The sequence below is a fragment of the Leeuwenhoekiella sp. A16 genome (assembly GCF_047946675.1).
Lineage (GTDB): Bacteria > Bacteroidota > Bacteroidia > Flavobacteriales > Flavobacteriaceae > Leeuwenhoekiella.
Genome location: NZ_CP172313.1, coordinates 1,611,776 through 1,629,484, shown reverse-complemented (window position 1 = coordinate 1,629,484; position 17,709 = coordinate 1,611,776). Strand labels below are relative to the sequence as shown.

The following is a 17,709-nucleotide window of genomic DNA, read 5'->3' as shown; positions in this document are numbered from 1 at the left end:
TGTCATCAAAAACTAATAAGGAAAATTTGATTATCCAATTTAAATTTCAATGCAATTATAGAGGTGAAATATGCAAATAAAATATTGAAAAAATTACGCTGCAGTTATGATCAATTTCAACCTTCATTTTTAATAATGTTGATAAGAAAGTTATTCAGATTTTTACGTTAAACCAGGTTATAAACAATTGTTGATAGCGAAAAGTAATTCATTGATTTTAAAGATGAATTCTTCTTTATAACCATGTTAATAAGGAGGTATAAATGGTAAAAAATCAAAAACAATTATTTAAGTGTACAAAGTTATACCGCTATTAACAAGCAATAATAAGAGACATTTAATTTTAAAATTTCAAAAAAGAAAAATGAATATTATGTATACTGTTGATAACTGTAAAAAGTAAAAGAGAATTGGGAAAAAGGAAAATTAGGAATTGGGAAGAGTAGCAGATTCAAGAAGAATGATTCCTGAATTTGTAAAAGAAGAATTTATATATGAAGCCGTAAAAATTACTCCTAAGATGAAGATTAGGATAAAGAAAAGTGTGAGTACTGTCCCTCTTTTAAAAATGATTTTCATAACAATTAATTTTTTAGAAAGACGCTTCTTTAAATAATGTGTTACAATAAATTTAAGAAAATTTTAAGATAAGATTTTATATAATTTCAAATTTTAACATATTTACGATTAGAGTAAATACTCTAAATGATTATTGAATAGGTTATGTTTCATAAAATGATAATAGTATTTTTCGTAGCATGTCGTGTAATAGCCTTAATTTTAAGCACAATTAATAAATGCATTGAATGCCAAGTAAAAAAAGAAGAAGATCATCTCCTAAAAATGAGAGTTTATCACATTCGGTTTTAAAGATTCTTAAAGAAGAACCGGGCAAACCGTTTAATCACAAACAAATTGCAGCAAAACTGGGTGTTGACGATCCCAGTAGTCGTAATGAGATTGTAAAAAGACTTTCTCAGCTTAGAGCGAAAGATCAAATAGAAGAAATAGAAAGAGGTAAATATATCTTTAATGATGCAAAACAGTATCATACAGGTAAGCTGGATATATCATCAAGAGGTGGCGGTTATGTAATGGTTGAAGGGATGGAGCAAGATATATATGTTCCTGCAAATAACCTGAATAAAGCGTTACATGGTGATGAAGTACAGGTATATATCTACAAACAAAGACGCAGCAAAAAGCACGAGGGCGAGATCGTAAAGGTTTTACATCGTAGGACAGAAGAGTTTGTAGGAGTTATACAAATACAAAAGAAGTTTGCTTTTGTTAATACATCTGCAGAAGGTAAAATGTACACAGATATTTTTGTTCCTCTTAAAAAAATAGGAGATGCAAAAGATGGTGAGAAAGTGCTGGTGCGCATTGATGACTGGCCAGATAAGGCAGATTCGCCTTTTGGTACTGTTTTGCGAACTCTTGGTATGCCTGGAGAACACGATACAGAAATACATTCAATTCTTGCCCAGTATGGTCTCCCGCATGATTTTCCTGAGGAAGTTGAAGAATATGCAAATAAGCTGGATACCTCGATAAAAGCAGATGAAATCGCAAAAAGAAGAGATATGCGAGAGGTTTTAACCTTTACCATAGATCCTAAAGATGCTAAAGATTTTGATGATGCTCTTAGTTTTCAGGTTTTAAAAAATGGAAACTATGAAGTAGGTATTCATATTGCAGATGTTTCTCACTACGTAGTTCCCGGTACTGTGCTTGATGATGAAGCATACGAACGTGCGACATCGGTTTATCTGGTAGACAGAGTAGTACCTATGTTGCCAGAAATACTATCAAATAACGCTTGTTCTCTAAGACCGAACGAAGAGAAATATACCTTTTCTGCCGTTTTTGAAATTGATAAAAATACCGCAAAGGTCAAAGATCAATGGTTTGGGCGAACTGTAACTTATAGTGATGCACGTTTTGCTTATGAAGAAGCTCAACAGATTATAGATACTAATGCAGCTGTAATTCCTAAAGAAATATCACTTTCTAATGAAGAATATAATGTTGACGATTCTATCGTGACAGCGGTTTTAGAACTTAATAAACTAGCTAAAATTATGCGCAGACAGCGTATGAAAGGTGGTGCAATTTCTTTTGATAAGGTAGAAGTAAAATTTAACCTTGACGAAGACAATGAGCCAATAGGTGTTTATTTTAAAACGACTCAGGATTCTAATAAACTTATTGAAGAATTTATGCTTCTGGCTAATAGAAAAGTGGCAGAGTATATTGGTAAACAATCTCAAAAAAAGACATTTGTCTATCGTATTCACGATGAACCAGATGATGAGAAACTGGCAGCTTTACAAAATATTGCTGGTCGCTTTGGTTACAAAATGAATTTTAAGGATAGAAAGAGCACTACTGCTTCATTAAACAATTTGCTTTCTGATGTTTCTGGTAAGAAAGAACAAAATTTAATAGATACTCTGGCTATACGTACCATGAGCAAGGCTGTGTACTCAACAGACAATATAGGTCATTATGGTCTGGCCTTTGATTATTACACCCATTTTACATCTCCTATTAGACGATATCCTGATGTTATGGTACATCGTCTACTTCAGCATTATTTAGACAGCGGTAAATCTGCAAATGAAGAAGAATACGAGCAGAAGTGTAAGCACAGCAGTGATATGGAATATTTCGCTACAAGCGCAGAAAGAGATTCTATAAAATACATGCAGGTTAAGTTTATGCAGGATCATCAGGATCAGGTATTCCTGGGTGTAATTTCTGGTGTAACAGAATGGGGAATATATGTAGAGATCATTGAAAATAAATGTGAAGGTATGATCAGGCTTAGAGATATTAAGGATGATCATTATGAGTTTGACCAGGATCAATATGCTATAGTAGGTCAAAAAACTAAGAACACAATTACTCTGGGTGACGAAGTTTATGTAAAAGTGAAAGAAGCAGATCTTGTGAAGAAGCATCTTGATTTTACCCTTGTGGGCGCAAAGGCAGATAAAGAAGATTAATTTCTAACTATTTAGTGTAACACTTTTATAGAAGTATTGTCTTTATCTAAAACCATAACCATGAAACACATTTTTACTATACTTCTTCTATTTATTTCAGGATTAGCGATTTCGCAAAATCCCAGAACTAAGGATGTAGGGAATTTTAACGAAGTCAAAGTTTTTGACAGGATGAAGGTCAACCTTATAAAGGGTAACGAGAACAGGGTTGTTCTTTCGGGAAAAGATATTGATGACATAGAGGTTATCAACAAAGATGGGATGCTAAAGATAAGGATGAACTTTGACAAGATCTTTGATGGTAACAGTACTTTTGTAGAAGTTTATTACACACAATTAGATCTTATAGACGGCAATGAAGGAGCAGAAATAGTTTCTAACGAGTTAATAGAACAAGACGAAATAGCTATTAAAGTTCAGGAAGGTTCACGCGTCAAGGCTGGTTTAAAGGTAGAAAAAGCCGATTTAAGAGCTGTTACTGGAGGTATTATTGAGGCCAGTGGTATTGCTAAAAATCAAAAGATTGAGGTCAACACAGGTGGTATTTATGATGGCAAAGATCTTAGAACTAAAGAAACAGAATTGCGTATACAGGCTGGGGGAGAGGCAGATATTTATGCTTCAGAACTTGCAGATATTAAAATACGAGCTGGTGGTGATGTGCGTGTCTTTGGTAATCCTAAACAAGTAGTAAAAGATAATTTTATAGGAGGGCACATAGAGGTCATGCGTTGATTACGCTCAATTTAAGTACCTTTGTAGAAAGTTAATTTCTTAATGTTACAAGACATTTCTACAGCGATACCTCTGGGATTTCTCCTGGCATTTTTAATAGGTCCTGTATTTTTTGTACTTCTTGAGACAGCTGCTTTAAAAGGTTTTAGAGCGGCTTTGTTGTTTGATATAGGAGTAGTTAGTGCAGATGTAGTTTTTATACTTATTGCATATTTTAGTACAAATAAACTACTTGATAAACTTAAGGACGACCCAGGGCTATTCATTTTTGGCGGTATGCTTCTCTCAACATACGGTATAATTTCTTACCTCAAAGCCAAGAAGTTAAATATGGAACAAGGGCCACATCCCACTGTGGTAATGAGTAAGCGCAATTATCTGGGTTTAATAGTTAAAGGCTTTCTGCTCAATTTTATAAACATAGGTGTATTAGGCTTCTGGTTAGGAATGATCATTTTTACAGGACCTAATATGGATATGGATCCTAATAGAATCTTCATATTCTTTGCTTCCATTTTAATAACATATCTTTTTATTGACATTATTAAGATTCTTCTAGCAAAGAAATTGCGCAGTAAATTAACCTCTTCACGTGTGCAGGGAATTAAAAAAGGGATAAGTATTGTGATGGTAATCTTTGGGATCGTGTTTATATCAAAAGGTCTATTTCCTTCAGAAATCAGGAAAATAGAGCATAAAATCGAAGAAATTACCCCAGAAAATCAGTTTACTGATAAATTAAAAGACAGCTCACTTACACAAGGTTAACTCTTTTAGAACTTCTATCTAGTTATTAACCAATAGGTTTATCACAAATTCTTTTTCGCTTTAAGCGAAATAAAAAAGCTTCCGTAATTAAACGAAAGCTTTTTTGAGGTGTCGAGCGGATTCGAACCGCTGTACGTGGTGTTGCAGACCACTGCCTAGCCACTCGGCCACGACACCATTTTTATTTGGTGTGCAAATTTAAGTAAATTCTTAAGATTAAAAAGGAATTACCTTTTTTTAGTCAAAACAACGCTTACACTCGCCACATCCCCGCCTATAGGAGGGTTTATTTTACTCACACTTACCATAGCCGTATCTAATAAATCAATTTCGGCGAAAGCCCGGTCAAGTATACGTTTACAAACATGTTCCAGGAGTTTAGAACGTATCGCCATTTCTTCTTTTACTATGTTGTTGAGATGTACATAATCAACGGTATCATGCAATTTATCTGAAAAAGATGCCTCTTTTAGATTAGCTGTAACTTCAAGATCGACTATATAATCTGAGCCTATTTGTCCTTCTTCAACCAGGCAACCGTGATAGGCGTATACTTTTATGTTGTTTAATTTTATTATTCCCATTTTTGATATGATAAAGTTCAAAGATATTATATAATCACTGCTTCTGTTTACCTTAGAACAGCATCTAATAAAAGTTTGTTTTATTTAGCAGAGAAGCATGCTTTAAAAAAGTTACGCTAACGACCTATTTTTACTAATTTTACGCCCTTTACAAGAGTAGCTATGACAGATGAATATAAAGCCCTCAATTTCATTGAGCAGATTATTGAAGAAGACCTGGAGAATGGATATAAGAGGGAAGATTTACGCTTTCGTTTTCCGCCAGAACCTAATGGGTATTTACATATAGGTCATTGTAAGGCTATTTGTTTAAACTTTGGGTTAGGAGAACGTTATAACGGGGCTGTCAATCTTCGTTTTGATGATACTAATCCGTCAAAAGAAGAGCAGGAATATGTAGACGCTATTCAGGAAGATATAAAATGGTTGGGCTTTACCTGGGATAAGGTATGTTACTCATCAGATTATTTTCAGCAATTGTATGATTGGGCAGTAGAGCTCATTAAAAATAGTAAAGCTTATGTTGACTCACAGAGCAGCGAGGCTATGGCAGAACAGAAAGGAACTCCTACAGAACCTGGAGTAGATGGTCCCTACCGAAACAGAAGTGTAGAGGAGAATCTTGACCTTTTTGAGCGCATGAAGAATGGCGAATTTAAAGAAGGCGTTCACGTGCTGCGCGCAAAAATTGACATGAAATCGCCCAATATGCTTCTTCGCGATCCTATAATGTATCGTGTTATGCATAAAGCGCATCACCGTACCGGTTCACAATGGTGTATTTATCCTATGTATGACTGGGCACATGGCGAGAGCGATTATGTAGAGCAGGTAAGTCACAGTTTATGCTCATTAGAATTTAAACCGCATCGCCCTTTATATAATTGGTTTAGAGATGAGGTTTTTACTGAGGGAATAAAACCAAAACAACGAGAATTTGCCAGACTCAATTTGAGTTACACTATAATGAGTAAGCGCAAGCTGCTTAAGCTTGTAGAAGATGGTATAGTTTCTGGTTGGGATGATCCCAGAATGCCTACAATTTCAGGATTAAGAAGAAGAGGATATACCGCATCTTCCATCCGCAATTTTATAGACACTGTGGGAGTTGCAAAGCGTGATAACATTATAGATGTTTCACTTTTAGAATTTAACGTGCGTGAGGATCTTAACAAAACAGCGCCACGAGTGATGGCTGTTCTTGAGCCTGTTAAATTGATCATAGATAATTATCCTGAAGATAAAGATGAATGGCTTGAAGCCGAAAACAATCCCGAAGATGAAGCTGCAGGTTTTCGTCAAGTTCCTTTTTCTAAAGAATTATATATAGAAAGAGAGGATTTTAAGGAAGAGGCAAACAAAAAGTTCTTCAGATTAAGTTTAGGTAAAGAAGTACGTTTAAAGAACGCGTATATCATTAAAGGTGAATCTGTAGTTAAAGATGACAAAGGCAACATCACAGAAATTCATTGTACTTACGATGCAGATTCACAAAGTGGAAGCGGTACTGAAGCAAGTTTAAGAAAGGTTAAAGGGACGCTACATTGGGTTTCTGTAAAGCACGCTATAAAAGCTGAAGTTAGACTTTACGACAGACTTTTCTTAGATGAAGCACCAGATGGTCATAAGGATAAAGAATTCAGCGAATTTTTAAATCCGCACTCGCTTGATACCATTACAGGATATCTTGAACCTAGTCTTGCAGATGTACAACCTTTAGATATTTTTCAGTTTCAACGCATAGGTTACTTCAATGTAGATAAAGAAAGTACTTCAGAAAAGCTTGTTTTTAATAGAACTGTGGGCTTAAGAGATACTTGGGCTAAGGTATCTTCAAAATCGGAAGAAAAGGCCCAAAAACCGGCTCAAAATGAGAAAAAACAGCCGCCTAAGGTTTCAGCATTGAATGAAATTTTAAGGAGTGGTAAGAAATTGGGTAACCTTCCTGATGAAAAAAGAATCAATGCAGTTGCTCAAATTCAGGAGTTTGCCAAGAAAGTAGAACTGGAAGAATTAGCTCCTTTATTCAATACTTCAGCAAAAAAGGTAGGTACCCGTCTCGCAGTTTTAGAAACGCTTAAGGTGCTAATAGATATGGGTAAAGCTGATGCTTCACAGGACGATGTCGCTACTTTCATTAATGATGTTAAGCAATCTGGTAATGTACTACTAGAAAACAGCGCAAAAGACCTTTAAATAAAAATCGGTCTAAAAGAGGTCAAAATTGGTTGTTTAGTGGTAGATTTTAGCATTCCTTTAAGGTTCATATTCAAATTATTAACCGGTTATTAACGGAAGTTAGTTCTGCGCCAGTGTATCTTTGAACATAACATTAAAACAATCACCATGTCAAAAACAGGAAATACAATCTTAGCCCTAATCACGGGTGCTGCTATAGGAGCTGGAATAGGTTTACTTTATGCTCCGGATAGCGGAGATAAAACACGTAAGAAAATATCTAAAAGTGCAAAAGACGCACAGAAGAAATTAAACCAGCAAATTAAAGAAACTTCAGAGAGCTTAAGTGCATCTGCGGTTAAAGCAAAAAAGACTTTTGATGAAAAATTAGAAGATACTTTAGCTACAGCTAGTGAGAAAGCAGATGATATTTTAGTTACGATGGAAAAGAAGCTGGAAGATCTTAGAAAGAAGAATGCGCATTTAAAAAAAGAAGCGGAGGCAGAGATACAAGAGACTCCCAAACCTGCATCTAAAATGGCATAAAATTATATGTCTTTCTCAAGAATAACAGATAATATACACGAGCTAACAGATAATATTCATGCTTATATAGAAAGCAGCACAGAATATTATAAACTAGACTTGTTTAAGAAAATGATGAAAGGTGCTGTTTCACTAGTAAAACTATTGGTGATTGGCAGCATCTTTCTTGTATTCTTACTCTTTCTTTCTGTGGCCGTAGCAATCTCTATAGGAGAATCTATGGAGTCAATAAGTTCAGGGTATTATATTGTAGGAGGATTTTACTTTTTAGTATTTATTCTATTTTTAATATTCGGTGGTCCGTTTATCACGAAACAATTACTTAAAAAGTATTCTGCTATTTTCTTTAATGAATCTACGCAGGAAGAGGTTCTTGATGACGAATTTAAAAACTTAACGCAATAAGCATGAAAGTCTATACATCATTTGAAGAAATAGATCGTGACCTTAAAATATTAAAGTTACAGCAGCAGATAGATAAAGAACAGGTAAAATTAAATGGCAATACCATTAAATCTACCTTATCGCCTGTGGGTCTTGTTGCAAATATAGCTGGAGCAGTGGCACAAAAAGCCTTTGTACTTAAGATGGTCAATAAGCTTTTAGGCATTAAGCGCGTAAAGAAAGTTGATGAAGCAAAAGTCTAGAGACTTTACAGATAGAAATATAAATAAAAAACCAGGCAATTTGCCTGGTTTTTGCTTTGTAAGACAGTTTTTTAGCTGTCTTTTTTACTAATTCCTTTTTCTATGTTTTGTTTTTTCATCTCTTCACCTATCTGGTTAGAAGCAACAAAGCTTGCTATCATATTATTTAGCATATCACTTCCAGCTTGTGGGGAGTTGGGTAATAAGATAAGATTTGTATTGGTGGCTTCACCTATAGACTGTAATGTATCGTAATGCTGAGTCACGACGATTAGGGCAGAGGCTTCCTGAGAATTTATACCCACATTGTTTAAAACTTCTACAGACTCTTCCAGACCGCGTGCTATCTCTCTTCTTTGATCTGCTATACCTTGACCTTGTAAACGCTTACTTTCGGCTTCTGCGCGCGCCTTAGCCACGATTTTTATACGTTCAGCTTCAGCTTCATATTCGGCTGCGACCTTTTCGCGTTCAGCGGCATTAATACGGTTCATTGCGATCTTAACCTGTTGATCTGGATCAATATCTGTTACAAGGGTTTTTATAATATCATACCCATAATCTGTCATAGCTTGATTTAATTCACTTTTTACAGCAATCGCGATATCATCTTTGCGCTCAAAAACATCATCAAGTTTCATCTTCGGAACTTCAGAACGTACAACGTCAAACACATAAGAAGTAATTTGATTTTGCGGGTCTTCAAGTTTATAGAATGCATCGTATACATTGGTTTTTACAACCTGAAACTGTACTGAAATCTTTAACCTTACAAAAACGTCATCTTTGGTTTTAGTTTCAACGATTACATCAAGCTGCTGAATTCTCAGGTTTACGCGACCCGCTATTCTGTCAATAATAGGAACTTTAAACTGTATTCCTGAATTTCTAACACTAGTAAATTTACCCAGTCGCTCTATGATCGCAGCGGTTTGCTGGCGCACGATAAAAACTGAAGATAAAAGTAAAACGATACCGAAAAAAAGTATCACAGGGAGTACAAAATACATAGGTGGGATATTTAAATGGATTGATCTTAAGATATTAAAAATAACAATACATTTGTCGCTTTTGTTTAACAAATGTAACAGCGATGAAGGGGTTTTATTTATTAATTATCATATTTTGTCTTTCTTTACCGCTTCATGCACAGAGTTATAATAGGGGCGATTATAACCGTTTAGGATTAAAGGGTAAATATGTAATTCTTGATATTAAGACAGATAATTTCGCGACCTCCACATCTTCTGGCTATGGCGGGGGATTTTTGACCAGAGGAGGGTTTTATAATAATTTTGATATGATTTTTGGTCTTGATCTTTTTCAGGCAGATATCAATGTAATGGCGAGAGAAAATGCTTTAGCCTCTGCAGAAGAAACACAGTATAAAATTCTGGCGGCGCAATTAAATGTTCTGGCGAGTTATTTAATATTAGGTCAAAATCTCACAATAGAGGCGGGGCCAGTTCTTATGGTAAATAGTAAAATGGAACTTAAAGATGCCGCTTATAAAAATTATATCGTAGATGGTTATACCTCATTAAAAACTCACGACATTGAAGATATTTCTAAGATAAACCTGAATGCCTTAATAGGTTTCACCGCAGGTTTTGAAAGTTTTAGAGCCACCGTTAATTATCAATACGGGCTGCTAAACACACTAAGCGATCTTAACGACAAGGATCTTTCAAATACAGATCCTGCTGCTCATGACTTTAAAGGAAACCTTAGTATCATTACAGCAGGAGTTATATTTTACCTATAATTTTTCTATAGCAAAACGCAGTCGCTCAAGTGTACTTTCTTTACCTATTGTAGATGCGATTTCAAAAACATCTGGACCTTGCATAGAACCTACTAATGCTATGCGAAGGGGTTGCATTACTTTACCAAAACCTAATTCTTGCTCCTGAATCCAGGTTTTTACTGTATTTGAGGCGTTTTCTGCACTAAAATCGTCGATTTTTGCAATAACACCGCTTAGTTGGGTAAGTATTTCAGGCGTTTCATCTTTCCAGGCCTTTTTTACTGCTTTTGCATCATACGTAGTAGGGCGTTCAAAAAAGTAATCACCCAGTGTCCAAAGATCTTCTACAAAAACAGCTCTTTCTTTTAAAAGCGTGACAACCTTATGTATATATGATTGCTTCTCATCAACACCATGTTTATGGAGCACTTTTGTAAATTCTTTTGTGATCTCTTCATCACTTGCCTGTTGTAAATGTTGCTGCTGAAACCACTTCGTTTTTTCAGGATCAAATTTTGCACCCGCTTTATGAACTTTCTCCAGATCAAAATCTGTTATCAGTTCGTCAAGTGTATAAATTTCTTTTTCAGTTCCCGGGTTCCAACCTAAAAATGCGAGCATATTCACTACGGCTTCCGGCAGATAACCATCTTCACGATAGCCTTGAGAAATGCCGCCGGTATTAGGGTCTTTCCACAATAGTGGAAATACAGGAAAGCCCATTTTTTCGCCATCGCGCTTGCTCAATTTACCCTTACCAGCAGGTTTCATTATTAAGGGAAGGTGGGCAAATTTAGGTGCTTCCCAGCTAAAGGCTCTGTATAATAAAACATGAAGAGCCAGAGAAGGCAACCATTCTTCGCCGCGTATAACATGTGTGATTTCCATTAAGTGGTCATCTACTATGTTTGCTAAGTGATAAGTAGGCATGCCGTCTGCCTTGTATAAAACCTTATCATCAAGAATATTGGTATCAATCTCCATATCACCGCGTATTAGGTCATAAAGGTCTAATGTGTCGTCTTGTGGCGATTTAAACCGAATAACATAATCTTCACCGGCTGCAATACGTGATTCAACTTCTTCTGCTGTTAACACCAGTGAGTTATCTAGCTTATTTCTGTTATGCCAGTTGTAGATGAAGGTTTTTCCTTTTTCTTCGTGTTCCTTTCTGTGATTATCAAGAGCTTCTGCGGTATCAAAAGCGTAGTAAGCATCACCTGAGTCGATCAATTTTTTCGCAAAAGCGAAATATTTATCTTTTCGCTCACTTTGTCTATAAGGACCATAACCACCATCTTTGCCCGGGCCTTCATCAAACGGAATACCGCACCAGTTTAGAGCCTCAATAATGTAATTTTCTGCGCCGGGAACATACCTGTTTTGGTCTGTATCTTCAATACGTAATATGAAGGTACCGTTATGTTTCTTTGCAAATAGATAATTGTATAAAGCAGTTCGCACTCCTCCTATATGAAGAGGGCCGGTAGGGCTGGGTGCAAAACGCACGCGTACATTATGAGACATGGTTTAATTTTAGGGTGTAAAGATAAAATTTTGTACTATGCTAAACACGGTTTGCTTGAATAGAATAAAGCGATACCAGTTTGCGAGAAGCGCTTTTTGTATATAATTGACTTGTATTAGAATATAATATAATGTTGTAGTTTTAGTTAAAGAAATAATGACGGAAGAGTAGTGAGTTCAGCCACGGAAATAGAAAGAAAAATTGAAGGTTTTATAAGCAAGTATTATAAAAACCAATTACTGCGCGGTGTGCTTTTTTTTGTTGCTATTGGCTTAAGTTATTTGCTTTTGAGCCTTACGATTGAATATTTTTTCTGGCTTAGACCATTAGGGCGAGCAATTTTATTTTGGCTTTTTATAGGAGTGGAGGCGGTCTTGTTTTTTCGTCTAATCGTAATTCCGGTGGCGCGTCTTTTCAAAATCATGAAAGGGATTGACGTTAATTTTGCTTCTGAGGTTATCGGTAAACATTTCCCCGAGGTTAGCGATAAATTGATCAATACACTGCAGTTAAAGAATAATTCTAATAATACTGAACTTGCTTTAGCCAGCATTGAGCAAAAAAGCAGAGAGTTAATGCCTGTTCCTTTTTCTCTGGCGGTAGATTATAAGAAAAGTCTTAAATATATCTGGATCGCTCTTTTACCGCTATTTGTTTTTCTTGTGATCACAATTATTTCTAAGGGTGATTTTTTTGGAAGCAGTTATACGCGTATGGTTAATTATGATCAGGCTTATGAACCACCTGCGCCCTTTAATTTCTTTTTAAATAGAGAAGGGCTTAAGGCCATTGAGAATGAACCTTTTGTTATTAGTGTAAACACGCAGGGAAAACAAATTCCAGCAGATGCTCAAGTCGTGATTAACGGTTCTTCTTTCTTTATGAAAGAACTAGGTGCCGGGCAATTTACATACACTATTGAGCAACCTGTTGAAGGAACCGAATTTTATTTCGTGGCAAACGAAGTAAAATCGGGGATTTATGACCTAAAAGTGGTCAAAACACCGCTAATAACAGATTTTGAAATTGAATTGAATTATCCCACTTATACAGGTAAACCTTCAGAAATTATCACCAATACAGGCAATGTTACGGTGGCTGAAGGGACTGAGGTAAACTGGAAAATTAAAGCCTTATCTACCGGAGATATCAAGTATATTACAAAAGATACGATCCAGACCTTCCGAAGATCTTCTAACGACGTTTTTAAATTTTCACAGCATGTTTATACCAATTCGCAGTATACAATTAGCACAAGTAATGCTGATCTGGCTAATTATGAGAGCTTAGACTACAATATTGCCGTAATTAAGGATCAATATCCTGATATTCAGTTAGATAATATTATTGATACGACAGCAAACGGTCAAAACATTCATTATGGTCGTATTTCTGACGATTATGGTTTAACCGCACTTAGATTAGTTTATTATAATGAGAATAATGCCGGGAATAAATCAGCTTTAAATCTTAATCTAAATGGTGGTACGGTAGATCAATTTGTGCGCTCTTTTCCCGATACCTTGAGCTTAAATGAAGGGGAAAGCTACGCTTACTATTTTGAGGTATACGACAATGATGCCATTCACAACCATAAGGTAAGCAGGTCTGAAGTTTTTACTTATCACAAAGTGACTAATGACGAGCTTGAAGAAAGTAGATTACAGGAACAGGGCGAGACCATTCAAAAACTGGATAAATCTCTATCAGCGTTTAATAAGCAACAAGAGGATTTAGAGCGTTTAAGCAAAACACAGAAAGAGAAAGGGGAGTTGAGTTTTAATGACAAACAGGAGTTAAAGGGTTTCTTGCAGCGCCAGGAAGCTCAGGATAATATGATGAAGGAATTTTCAAAACAACTTGATTCTAATCTTCAAAAAATTGATGCCTCTTCTGAAGAAAAGAGTGTGTTTAGTGAAGAGCTGCAAAAACGGCTTGAAGCTAATGAAAAACGGCTCGAAGGGAAGGAAAATCTCCTGAAGGAATTGAAATACTTGCAGGATAAAATTAGTAAAGAAGAGTTAAGCGATAGATTAGATGATTTAGCTAAAAGCAATAAAAACTCAGCTAAAAGTCTTGAACAGTTGCTTGAATTAACTAAGAGATTTTACGTACAAAAGAAGGTTGAACGAGTAGCCAAGGATCTAAATAAATTAGGTCAGGAACAAATAGATTTGAGTAAAAAAGCTGAAAACAATAATGCGGAGGCACAAGAAAAATTCAATGAATCATTTGAGGATATAGAGAAGAAACTGGCAGATTTACAGAAGGAAAGTGAAGAATTAAAAGCGCCTATTGAGATACCTCAGGATGTTGTAAAACAAGAGTCAATTAAAGAAGATCAAAAAGAAGCCCAAGAGTCCCTTGAAGAATCTGAAAAGAGAAAGTCACCAGAAGCAACTGGAGATGAAAATAAAAAGGATGCTGAGAAAAGCCAGAAGAGTGCAGGGGAGAAGATGAAGCAGCTTAGCCAGCAAATGCAGTCACAAATGATGCAATCGAGTGGTGAACAGATTCAGGAAGACGCTGATATGCTCAGGCAGATTTTAGATAATTTGATAATATTTTCTTTTGAAGAAGAATCTTTGATGAATGATTTTAAAGGAATGAATGCTGATAATCCGCAGTACTCTGTCAAGCTTGTAAAGCAAAATGATCTAAGAGAGAACTTCCAGCACATCGATGACAGTCTTTTCGCTTTATCGCTTAGAACTCCGCAGTTGGAGGATGTAATTAACGAGCAGCTTACCAATATTGATTATAACATTGACAAGTCATTAGAACGCCTAGCAGAGAACAGAATTTCACAGGGCGCTGCAAGCCAACAATACGTAGTTAGCGGAGCCAATGTGTTAGCAGATGTATTATCTGATATTTTGGGCAATATGCAACAGCAGTTATCTGGTATGGGTCAGGGTAGTAGCGGTATGCCTGCGCCTGGCCAGGGAAAAGGCGGGGGGATGCAATTAAGTGATATAATACAATCACAGGAAGAGCTGAATAAAATGGGTGAAGGTCAAGATGGCAAAGGTAAAGGTGAGGGAGAAGGTGACAGCGATTCTGGTGAGAAAGGCGGGGAAAAGGGTTCAGATAAAGGTGAAGGTTCAGCAGCGGGCGAATCGGGGCAAGGAAATGGGGGCTCGGGAAATGGTGAAAACGGCATGTCTGAGGAGCAGAAAGCTTTACAATATGAAATATATAAGCGTCAGGAATCTATAAAGCAGGAATTATTAAAATATTTGCAGGAAAACGGCTTGTCTGCCACAGGAAATAAACTGGTGAAAGAGATGGAAAATATTGAAAATAGATTGTTAGAATCCGGCGTAGATGATAATGCAATGAGTCGCATGCTTAACTTAAAGCATAAGCTTTTAGAATTGGAGAATGCTGCGCAGGAGCAGGGAAAAAAAGAAGAGAGAGAATCGTCAACTAATCAATCTGCTTACCAAAATAATATAATAAATACTGTACCTAATGCATCTGAATATTTTCAGAATAAGGAAATTCTAAATCGCGAAGCTATCCCCATGAGGACTATTTATGATGGCAAAGTACAAGCATATTTTAAAAAAGATAAATGATAGAGTTTAATAGTGAGAATGACTTTAAGATTTTGAATACTGATGCTGTTGAGAAATGGCTTAAAGAAGTATGTGCAAAGGAAGAGAAGGAGGTGGCTGAGCTGGGTTATGTTTTCTGTTCAGATGAATATTTACATAATATCAACAGGACGTATTTAAATCACAATACACTAACAGACATCATAACCTTTGATTACTGTCAGGGCGATTTAATTTCTGGGGAGATATATATAAGTACAGATCGTGTTGCCGAAAACGCTTCTATATTTGAAGTGGATTTTCAGTTGGAATTAGCTCGAGTTATTGTGCACGGTCTACTTCATTTGTGTGGTTATCCAGACAAGACTGAGGGAGAGAAGAAAGTTATGCGGTCTTTAGAAGACAAATACATAGAAGGCGTTAAAGTTGATTTTCTATCCGAGTGATTTTCATTATCTTTGCGCCCATTTTTGAAGGAAATAAAGGAGTGTTTCACGTGGAACAATAGATATGTTTGATAGCGAATATGATGTAATAGTGGTTGGAGCAGGACACGCTGGTTGCGAGGCAGCGGCGGCGGCTGCTAATATGGGAAGTAAAACCTTATTGGTGACAATGAATCTTCAAACCATTGCGCAAATGTCTTGTAATCCTGCAATGGGTGGAATTGCAAAAGGGCAAATTGTTCGTGAAATTGATGCAATGGGAGGATACAGTGGTATAGTTTCAGACCGTACAGCTATTCAATTCAAGATGCTTAATAAATCTAAAGGGCCCGCTATGTGGAGTCCCAGAGTGCAGAGTGACAGAATGCGTTTTGCAGAAGAATGGCGTCTTATGCTTGAGAATACGCCTAATCTCGATTTCTATCAGGAAATGGTGGGCGGTTTAATCGTTAAAGGGGATAGGATTGCGGGTGTAAAAACTTCTCTTGGGATTGAAATTTATTCAAAAAGTGTTGTTCTTACTAATGGGACCTTTCTTAACGGACTTATCCATATTGGTGAAAAGCAATTTGGTGGTGGTAGAGCAGGAGAGAGAGCAGCTACGGGGATTACTGAGCAGTTAGTTGATCTGGGTTTTGAATCAGGAAGAATGAAGACAGGTACACCACCTAGAGTAGATGGAAGATCTCTTGATTTTAGCAAGATGATTGAGCAGCCTGGAGATGAAGACCCGCAGAAATTTAGCTACAGCAATAAAACTTCGTCGTTAAAAATTCAGAGGTCTTGCCACATGAGCTATACCAGCTTAAAGGTGCATGATCTTTTAAGAGAGGGTTTTGATCGCTCACCTATGTTTAACGGAAGAATTAAAAGTACCGGGCCGCGTTATTGTCCATCAATAGAAGATAAAATAAATCGTTTTGCAGATAAGGATAGACACCAATTGTTTGTAGAACCGGAAGGATGGGATACAGTGGAATATTATGTAAATGGTTTTTCAACTTCACTCCCAGAAGATGTTCAGTTTAAAGCTTTACGTTCTGTAGCGGGTTTTGAAGGTGTGAAATTTTTTAGACCGGGCTATGCAATTGAATATGATTATTTCCCGCCCACCCAATTAAAACATACATTAGAAACAAAACTTGTTTCTGGGTTATATTTTGCTGGTCAGATTAATGGAACTACAGGTTATGAAGAGGCGGCTTCTCAAGGTTTAATGGCTGGTATAAATGCTAGTCTAAAAACGCAAGAGAAGGATTCTTTTATTTTACAACGTAATGAGGCTTATATAGGAGTTTTAGTAGATGATTTAATTACAAAAGGTACAGAAGAACCTTATAGAATGTTTACTTCAAGGGCTGAATATAGAACTTTGCTTCGTCAGGATAATGCTGATATAAGATTAACACCTCGTTCTTTTGAAATAGGTTTGGCTAAAAGAGACAGGCTGGTGGCAATGGAGAAAAAGGAATTAGAGAGCTCAAATTTTGTTGAGTTTTTTAAAGAAACGAGCGTCGTTCCAGAAGAGATTAATCCTATTCTTGAGGAGAAGAATTCTTCTCCTATGAAACAGTCTGATAAAATGTTTAAGATATTTAGCAGACCTCAGATAGAAATGAGAGACATGTTGCGTGTTAATGATGTTTTAAATTACGTTCAGGAGAATGATCTAGATCATGAAGTTTTAGAGCAGACAGAAATTAGAATTAAGTATTCTGGCTATATCGCTAAGGAAAAATCTAATGCCGACAAATTAAATCGTTTGGAGAATATTAAAATACCTGAAGGATTTGATTACAAGAAATTAAAATCATTGTCTTTTGAGGCAAGGGAAAAACTTACAAAAATTCAACCAGCTTCTATCTCACAGGCATCACGAATTAGCGGAGTTTCGCCCAGCGATATTTCAGTCATGTTAGTTTACATGGGTCGATAATATAGTTCCACGTGGAACAATGT

15 protein-coding genes and 1 tRNA gene are annotated in these 17,709 nt (G+C 36.2%); 11 read left to right on the top strand and 5 right to left on the bottom strand.

Going from position 1 to position 17,709, the window contains the following annotated elements; translation table 11 throughout:
* Window positions 1-426: 426 nt before the first annotated feature.
* A complete protein-coding gene (locus ACH3O9_RS06970) occupies window positions 427-579 on the bottom strand; it encodes a hypothetical protein (RefSeq protein WP_416445657.1) in 153 nt (50 codons plus the stop codon).
* Between the two features lie 227 nt (window positions 580-806).
* Between ACH3O9_RS06970 and rnr the strand changes: the two genes are divergently transcribed.
* The 3 genes from rnr to ACH3O9_RS06955 are packed head-to-tail and all read left to right on the top strand — an operon-like array spanning window position 807 to window position 4,514.
* Window positions 807-3,011 carry a ribonuclease R gene (gene rnr / locus ACH3O9_RS06965; protein ID WP_416445655.1) on the top strand — a complete coding sequence of 735 codons (2,205 nt, stop codon included), beginning with the start codon at window positions 807-809 and terminating at the stop codon, window positions 3,009-3,011.
* 60 nt (window positions 3,012-3,071) lie between these two features.
* The gene (locus tag ACH3O9_RS06960; RefSeq protein ID WP_416445653.1) at window positions 3,072-3,746 is read left to right on the top strand and encodes a head GIN domain-containing protein; all 675 of its coding nucleotides are present in this window, start codon (window positions 3,072-3,074) and stop codon (window positions 3,744-3,746) included.
* 42 nt (window positions 3,747-3,788) lie between these two features.
* On the top strand, window positions 3,789-4,514 hold the full coding sequence (locus tag ACH3O9_RS06955; RefSeq protein ID WP_416445651.1) for a LysE family translocator: 726 nt from the start codon (window positions 3,789-3,791) through the stop codon (window positions 4,512-4,514).
* Between the two features lie 106 nt (window positions 4,515-4,620).
* Here the strand turns inward: ACH3O9_RS06955 and ACH3O9_RS06950 are convergent.
* Both ACH3O9_RS06950 and folB read right to left on the bottom strand, forming a co-directional pair.
* Window positions 4,621-4,691 (bottom strand) — tRNA-Cys (locus ACH3O9_RS06950).
* A gap of 50 nt (window positions 4,692-4,741) precedes the next feature.
* A complete protein-coding gene (gene folB / locus ACH3O9_RS06945; protein ID WP_416445649.1) occupies window positions 4,742-5,098 on the bottom strand; it encodes a dihydroneopterin aldolase in 357 nt (118 codons plus the stop codon).
* 162 nt (window positions 5,099-5,260) lie between these two features.
* On the opposite strand from folB, the gene ACH3O9_RS06940 reads away from it, so the two are divergent.
* The 4 genes from ACH3O9_RS06940 to ACH3O9_RS06925 all read left to right on the top strand — a co-directional run bounded on the left by ACH3O9_RS06940 (window position 5,261) and on the right by ACH3O9_RS06925 (window position 8,469).
* Window positions 5,261-7,294, top strand: coding sequence for a glutamine--tRNA ligase/YqeY domain fusion protein (locus tag ACH3O9_RS06940; RefSeq protein ID WP_416445647.1), 2,034 nt, complete (start codon window positions 5,261-5,263; stop codon window positions 7,292-7,294).
* Window positions 7,295-7,444: 150 nt separating this feature from the next.
* Window positions 7,445-7,822, top strand: a complete 378-nt coding sequence (locus ACH3O9_RS06935) for a YtxH domain-containing protein (protein WP_416445644.1) — start codon at window positions 7,445-7,447, stop codon at window positions 7,820-7,822.
* 6 nt (window positions 7,823-7,828) lie between these two features.
* Entirely contained in the window at window positions 7,829-8,227 is a 399-nt protein-coding gene (locus ACH3O9_RS06930) for a phage holin family protein (protein WP_416445642.1), read from the top strand.
* A gap of 2 nt (window positions 8,228-8,229) precedes the next feature.
* A complete protein-coding gene (locus ACH3O9_RS06925) occupies window positions 8,230-8,469 on the top strand; it encodes a DUF6327 family protein (protein WP_416445640.1) in 240 nt (79 codons plus the stop codon).
* A 71-nt stretch (window positions 8,470-8,540) separates the two neighbouring features.
* On the opposite strand, the gene ACH3O9_RS06920 is transcribed toward ACH3O9_RS06925, so the two are convergent.
* Complete coding sequence (locus ACH3O9_RS06920; protein WP_416445638.1) at window positions 8,541-9,479, bottom strand: SPFH domain-containing protein; 939 nt, start codon at window positions 9,477-9,479, stop codon at window positions 8,541-8,543.
* Between the two features lie 83 nt (window positions 9,480-9,562).
* On the opposite strand from ACH3O9_RS06920, the gene ACH3O9_RS06915 reads away from it, so the two are divergent.
* The gene (locus ACH3O9_RS06915; RefSeq protein WP_416445636.1) at window positions 9,563-10,234 is read left to right on the top strand and encodes a hypothetical protein; all 672 of its coding nucleotides are present in this window, start codon (window positions 9,563-9,565) and stop codon (window positions 10,232-10,234) included.
* Here ACH3O9_RS06915 and gltX read toward each other — a convergent pair.
* Window positions 10,229-11,743 carry a glutamate--tRNA ligase gene (gltX, locus tag ACH3O9_RS06910; protein WP_416445633.1) on the bottom strand — a complete coding sequence of 505 codons (1,515 nt, stop codon included), beginning with the start codon at window positions 11,741-11,743 and terminating at the stop codon, window positions 10,229-10,231. The genes ACH3O9_RS06915 and gltX overlap by 6 nt on opposite strands.
* A gap of 171 nt (window positions 11,744-11,914) precedes the next feature.
* Between gltX and ACH3O9_RS06905 the strand changes: the two genes are divergently transcribed.
* From ACH3O9_RS06905 to mnmG, 3 genes are all read left to right on the top strand, one after another.
* Window positions 11,915-15,325, top strand: coding sequence for a DUF4175 family protein (locus ACH3O9_RS06905; protein WP_416445631.1), 3,411 nt, complete (start codon window positions 11,915-11,917; stop codon window positions 15,323-15,325).
* A complete protein-coding gene (gene ybeY / locus ACH3O9_RS06900; protein ID WP_416445629.1) occupies window positions 15,322-15,750 on the top strand; it encodes an rRNA maturation RNase YbeY in 429 nt (142 codons plus the stop codon). The genes ACH3O9_RS06905 and ybeY overlap by 4 nt, the downstream gene beginning before the upstream one ends.
* 64 nt (window positions 15,751-15,814) lie before the next feature.
* Window positions 15,815-17,686 carry a tRNA uridine-5-carboxymethylaminomethyl(34) synthesis enzyme MnmG gene (gene mnmG / locus ACH3O9_RS06895; RefSeq protein WP_416445627.1) on the top strand — a complete coding sequence of 624 codons (1,872 nt, stop codon included), beginning with the start codon at window positions 15,815-15,817 and terminating at the stop codon, window positions 17,684-17,686.
* The last annotated feature ends 23 nt before the right edge of the window (window positions 17,687-17,709 follow it).

Coding starts and splice junctions, on each gene's coding strand:
- ACH3O9_RS06970 (WP_416445657.1), bottom strand. CDS start 579: ATGAAAATCATTTTTAAAAGAGGGACAGTACTCACACTTTTCTTTATC.
- rnr (WP_416445655.1), top strand. CDS start 807: ATGCCAAGTAAAAAAAGAAGAAGATCATCTCCTAAAAATGAGAGTTTA.
- ACH3O9_RS06960 (WP_416445653.1), top strand. CDS start 3,072: ATGAAACACATTTTTACTATACTTCTTCTATTTATTTCAGGATTAGCG.
- ACH3O9_RS06955 (WP_416445651.1), top strand. CDS start 3,789: ATGTTACAAGACATTTCTACAGCGATACCTCTGGGATTTCTCCTGGCA.
- folB (WP_416445649.1), bottom strand. CDS start 5,098: ATGGGAATAATAAAATTAAACAACATAAAAGTATACGCCTATCACGGT.
- ACH3O9_RS06940 (WP_416445647.1), top strand. CDS start 5,261: ATGACAGATGAATATAAAGCCCTCAATTTCATTGAGCAGATTATTGAA.
- ACH3O9_RS06935 (WP_416445644.1), top strand. CDS start 7,445: ATGTCAAAAACAGGAAATACAATCTTAGCCCTAATCACGGGTGCTGCT.
- ACH3O9_RS06930 (WP_416445642.1), top strand. CDS start 7,829: ATGTCTTTCTCAAGAATAACAGATAATATACACGAGCTAACAGATAAT.
- ACH3O9_RS06925 (WP_416445640.1), top strand. CDS start 8,230: ATGAAAGTCTATACATCATTTGAAGAAATAGATCGTGACCTTAAAATA.
- ACH3O9_RS06920 (WP_416445638.1), bottom strand. CDS start 9,479: ATGTATTTTGTACTCCCTGTGATACTTTTTTTCGGTATCGTTTTACTT.
- ACH3O9_RS06915 (WP_416445636.1), top strand. CDS start 9,563: ATGAAGGGGTTTTATTTATTAATTATCATATTTTGTCTTTCTTTACCG.
- gltX (WP_416445633.1), bottom strand. CDS start 11,743: ATGTCTCATAATGTACGCGTGCGTTTTGCACCCAGCCCTACCGGCCCT.
- ybeY (WP_416445629.1), top strand. CDS start 15,322: ATGATAGAGTTTAATAGTGAGAATGACTTTAAGATTTTGAATACTGAT.
- mnmG (WP_416445627.1), top strand. CDS start 15,815: ATGTTTGATAGCGAATATGATGTAATAGTGGTTGGAGCAGGACACGCT.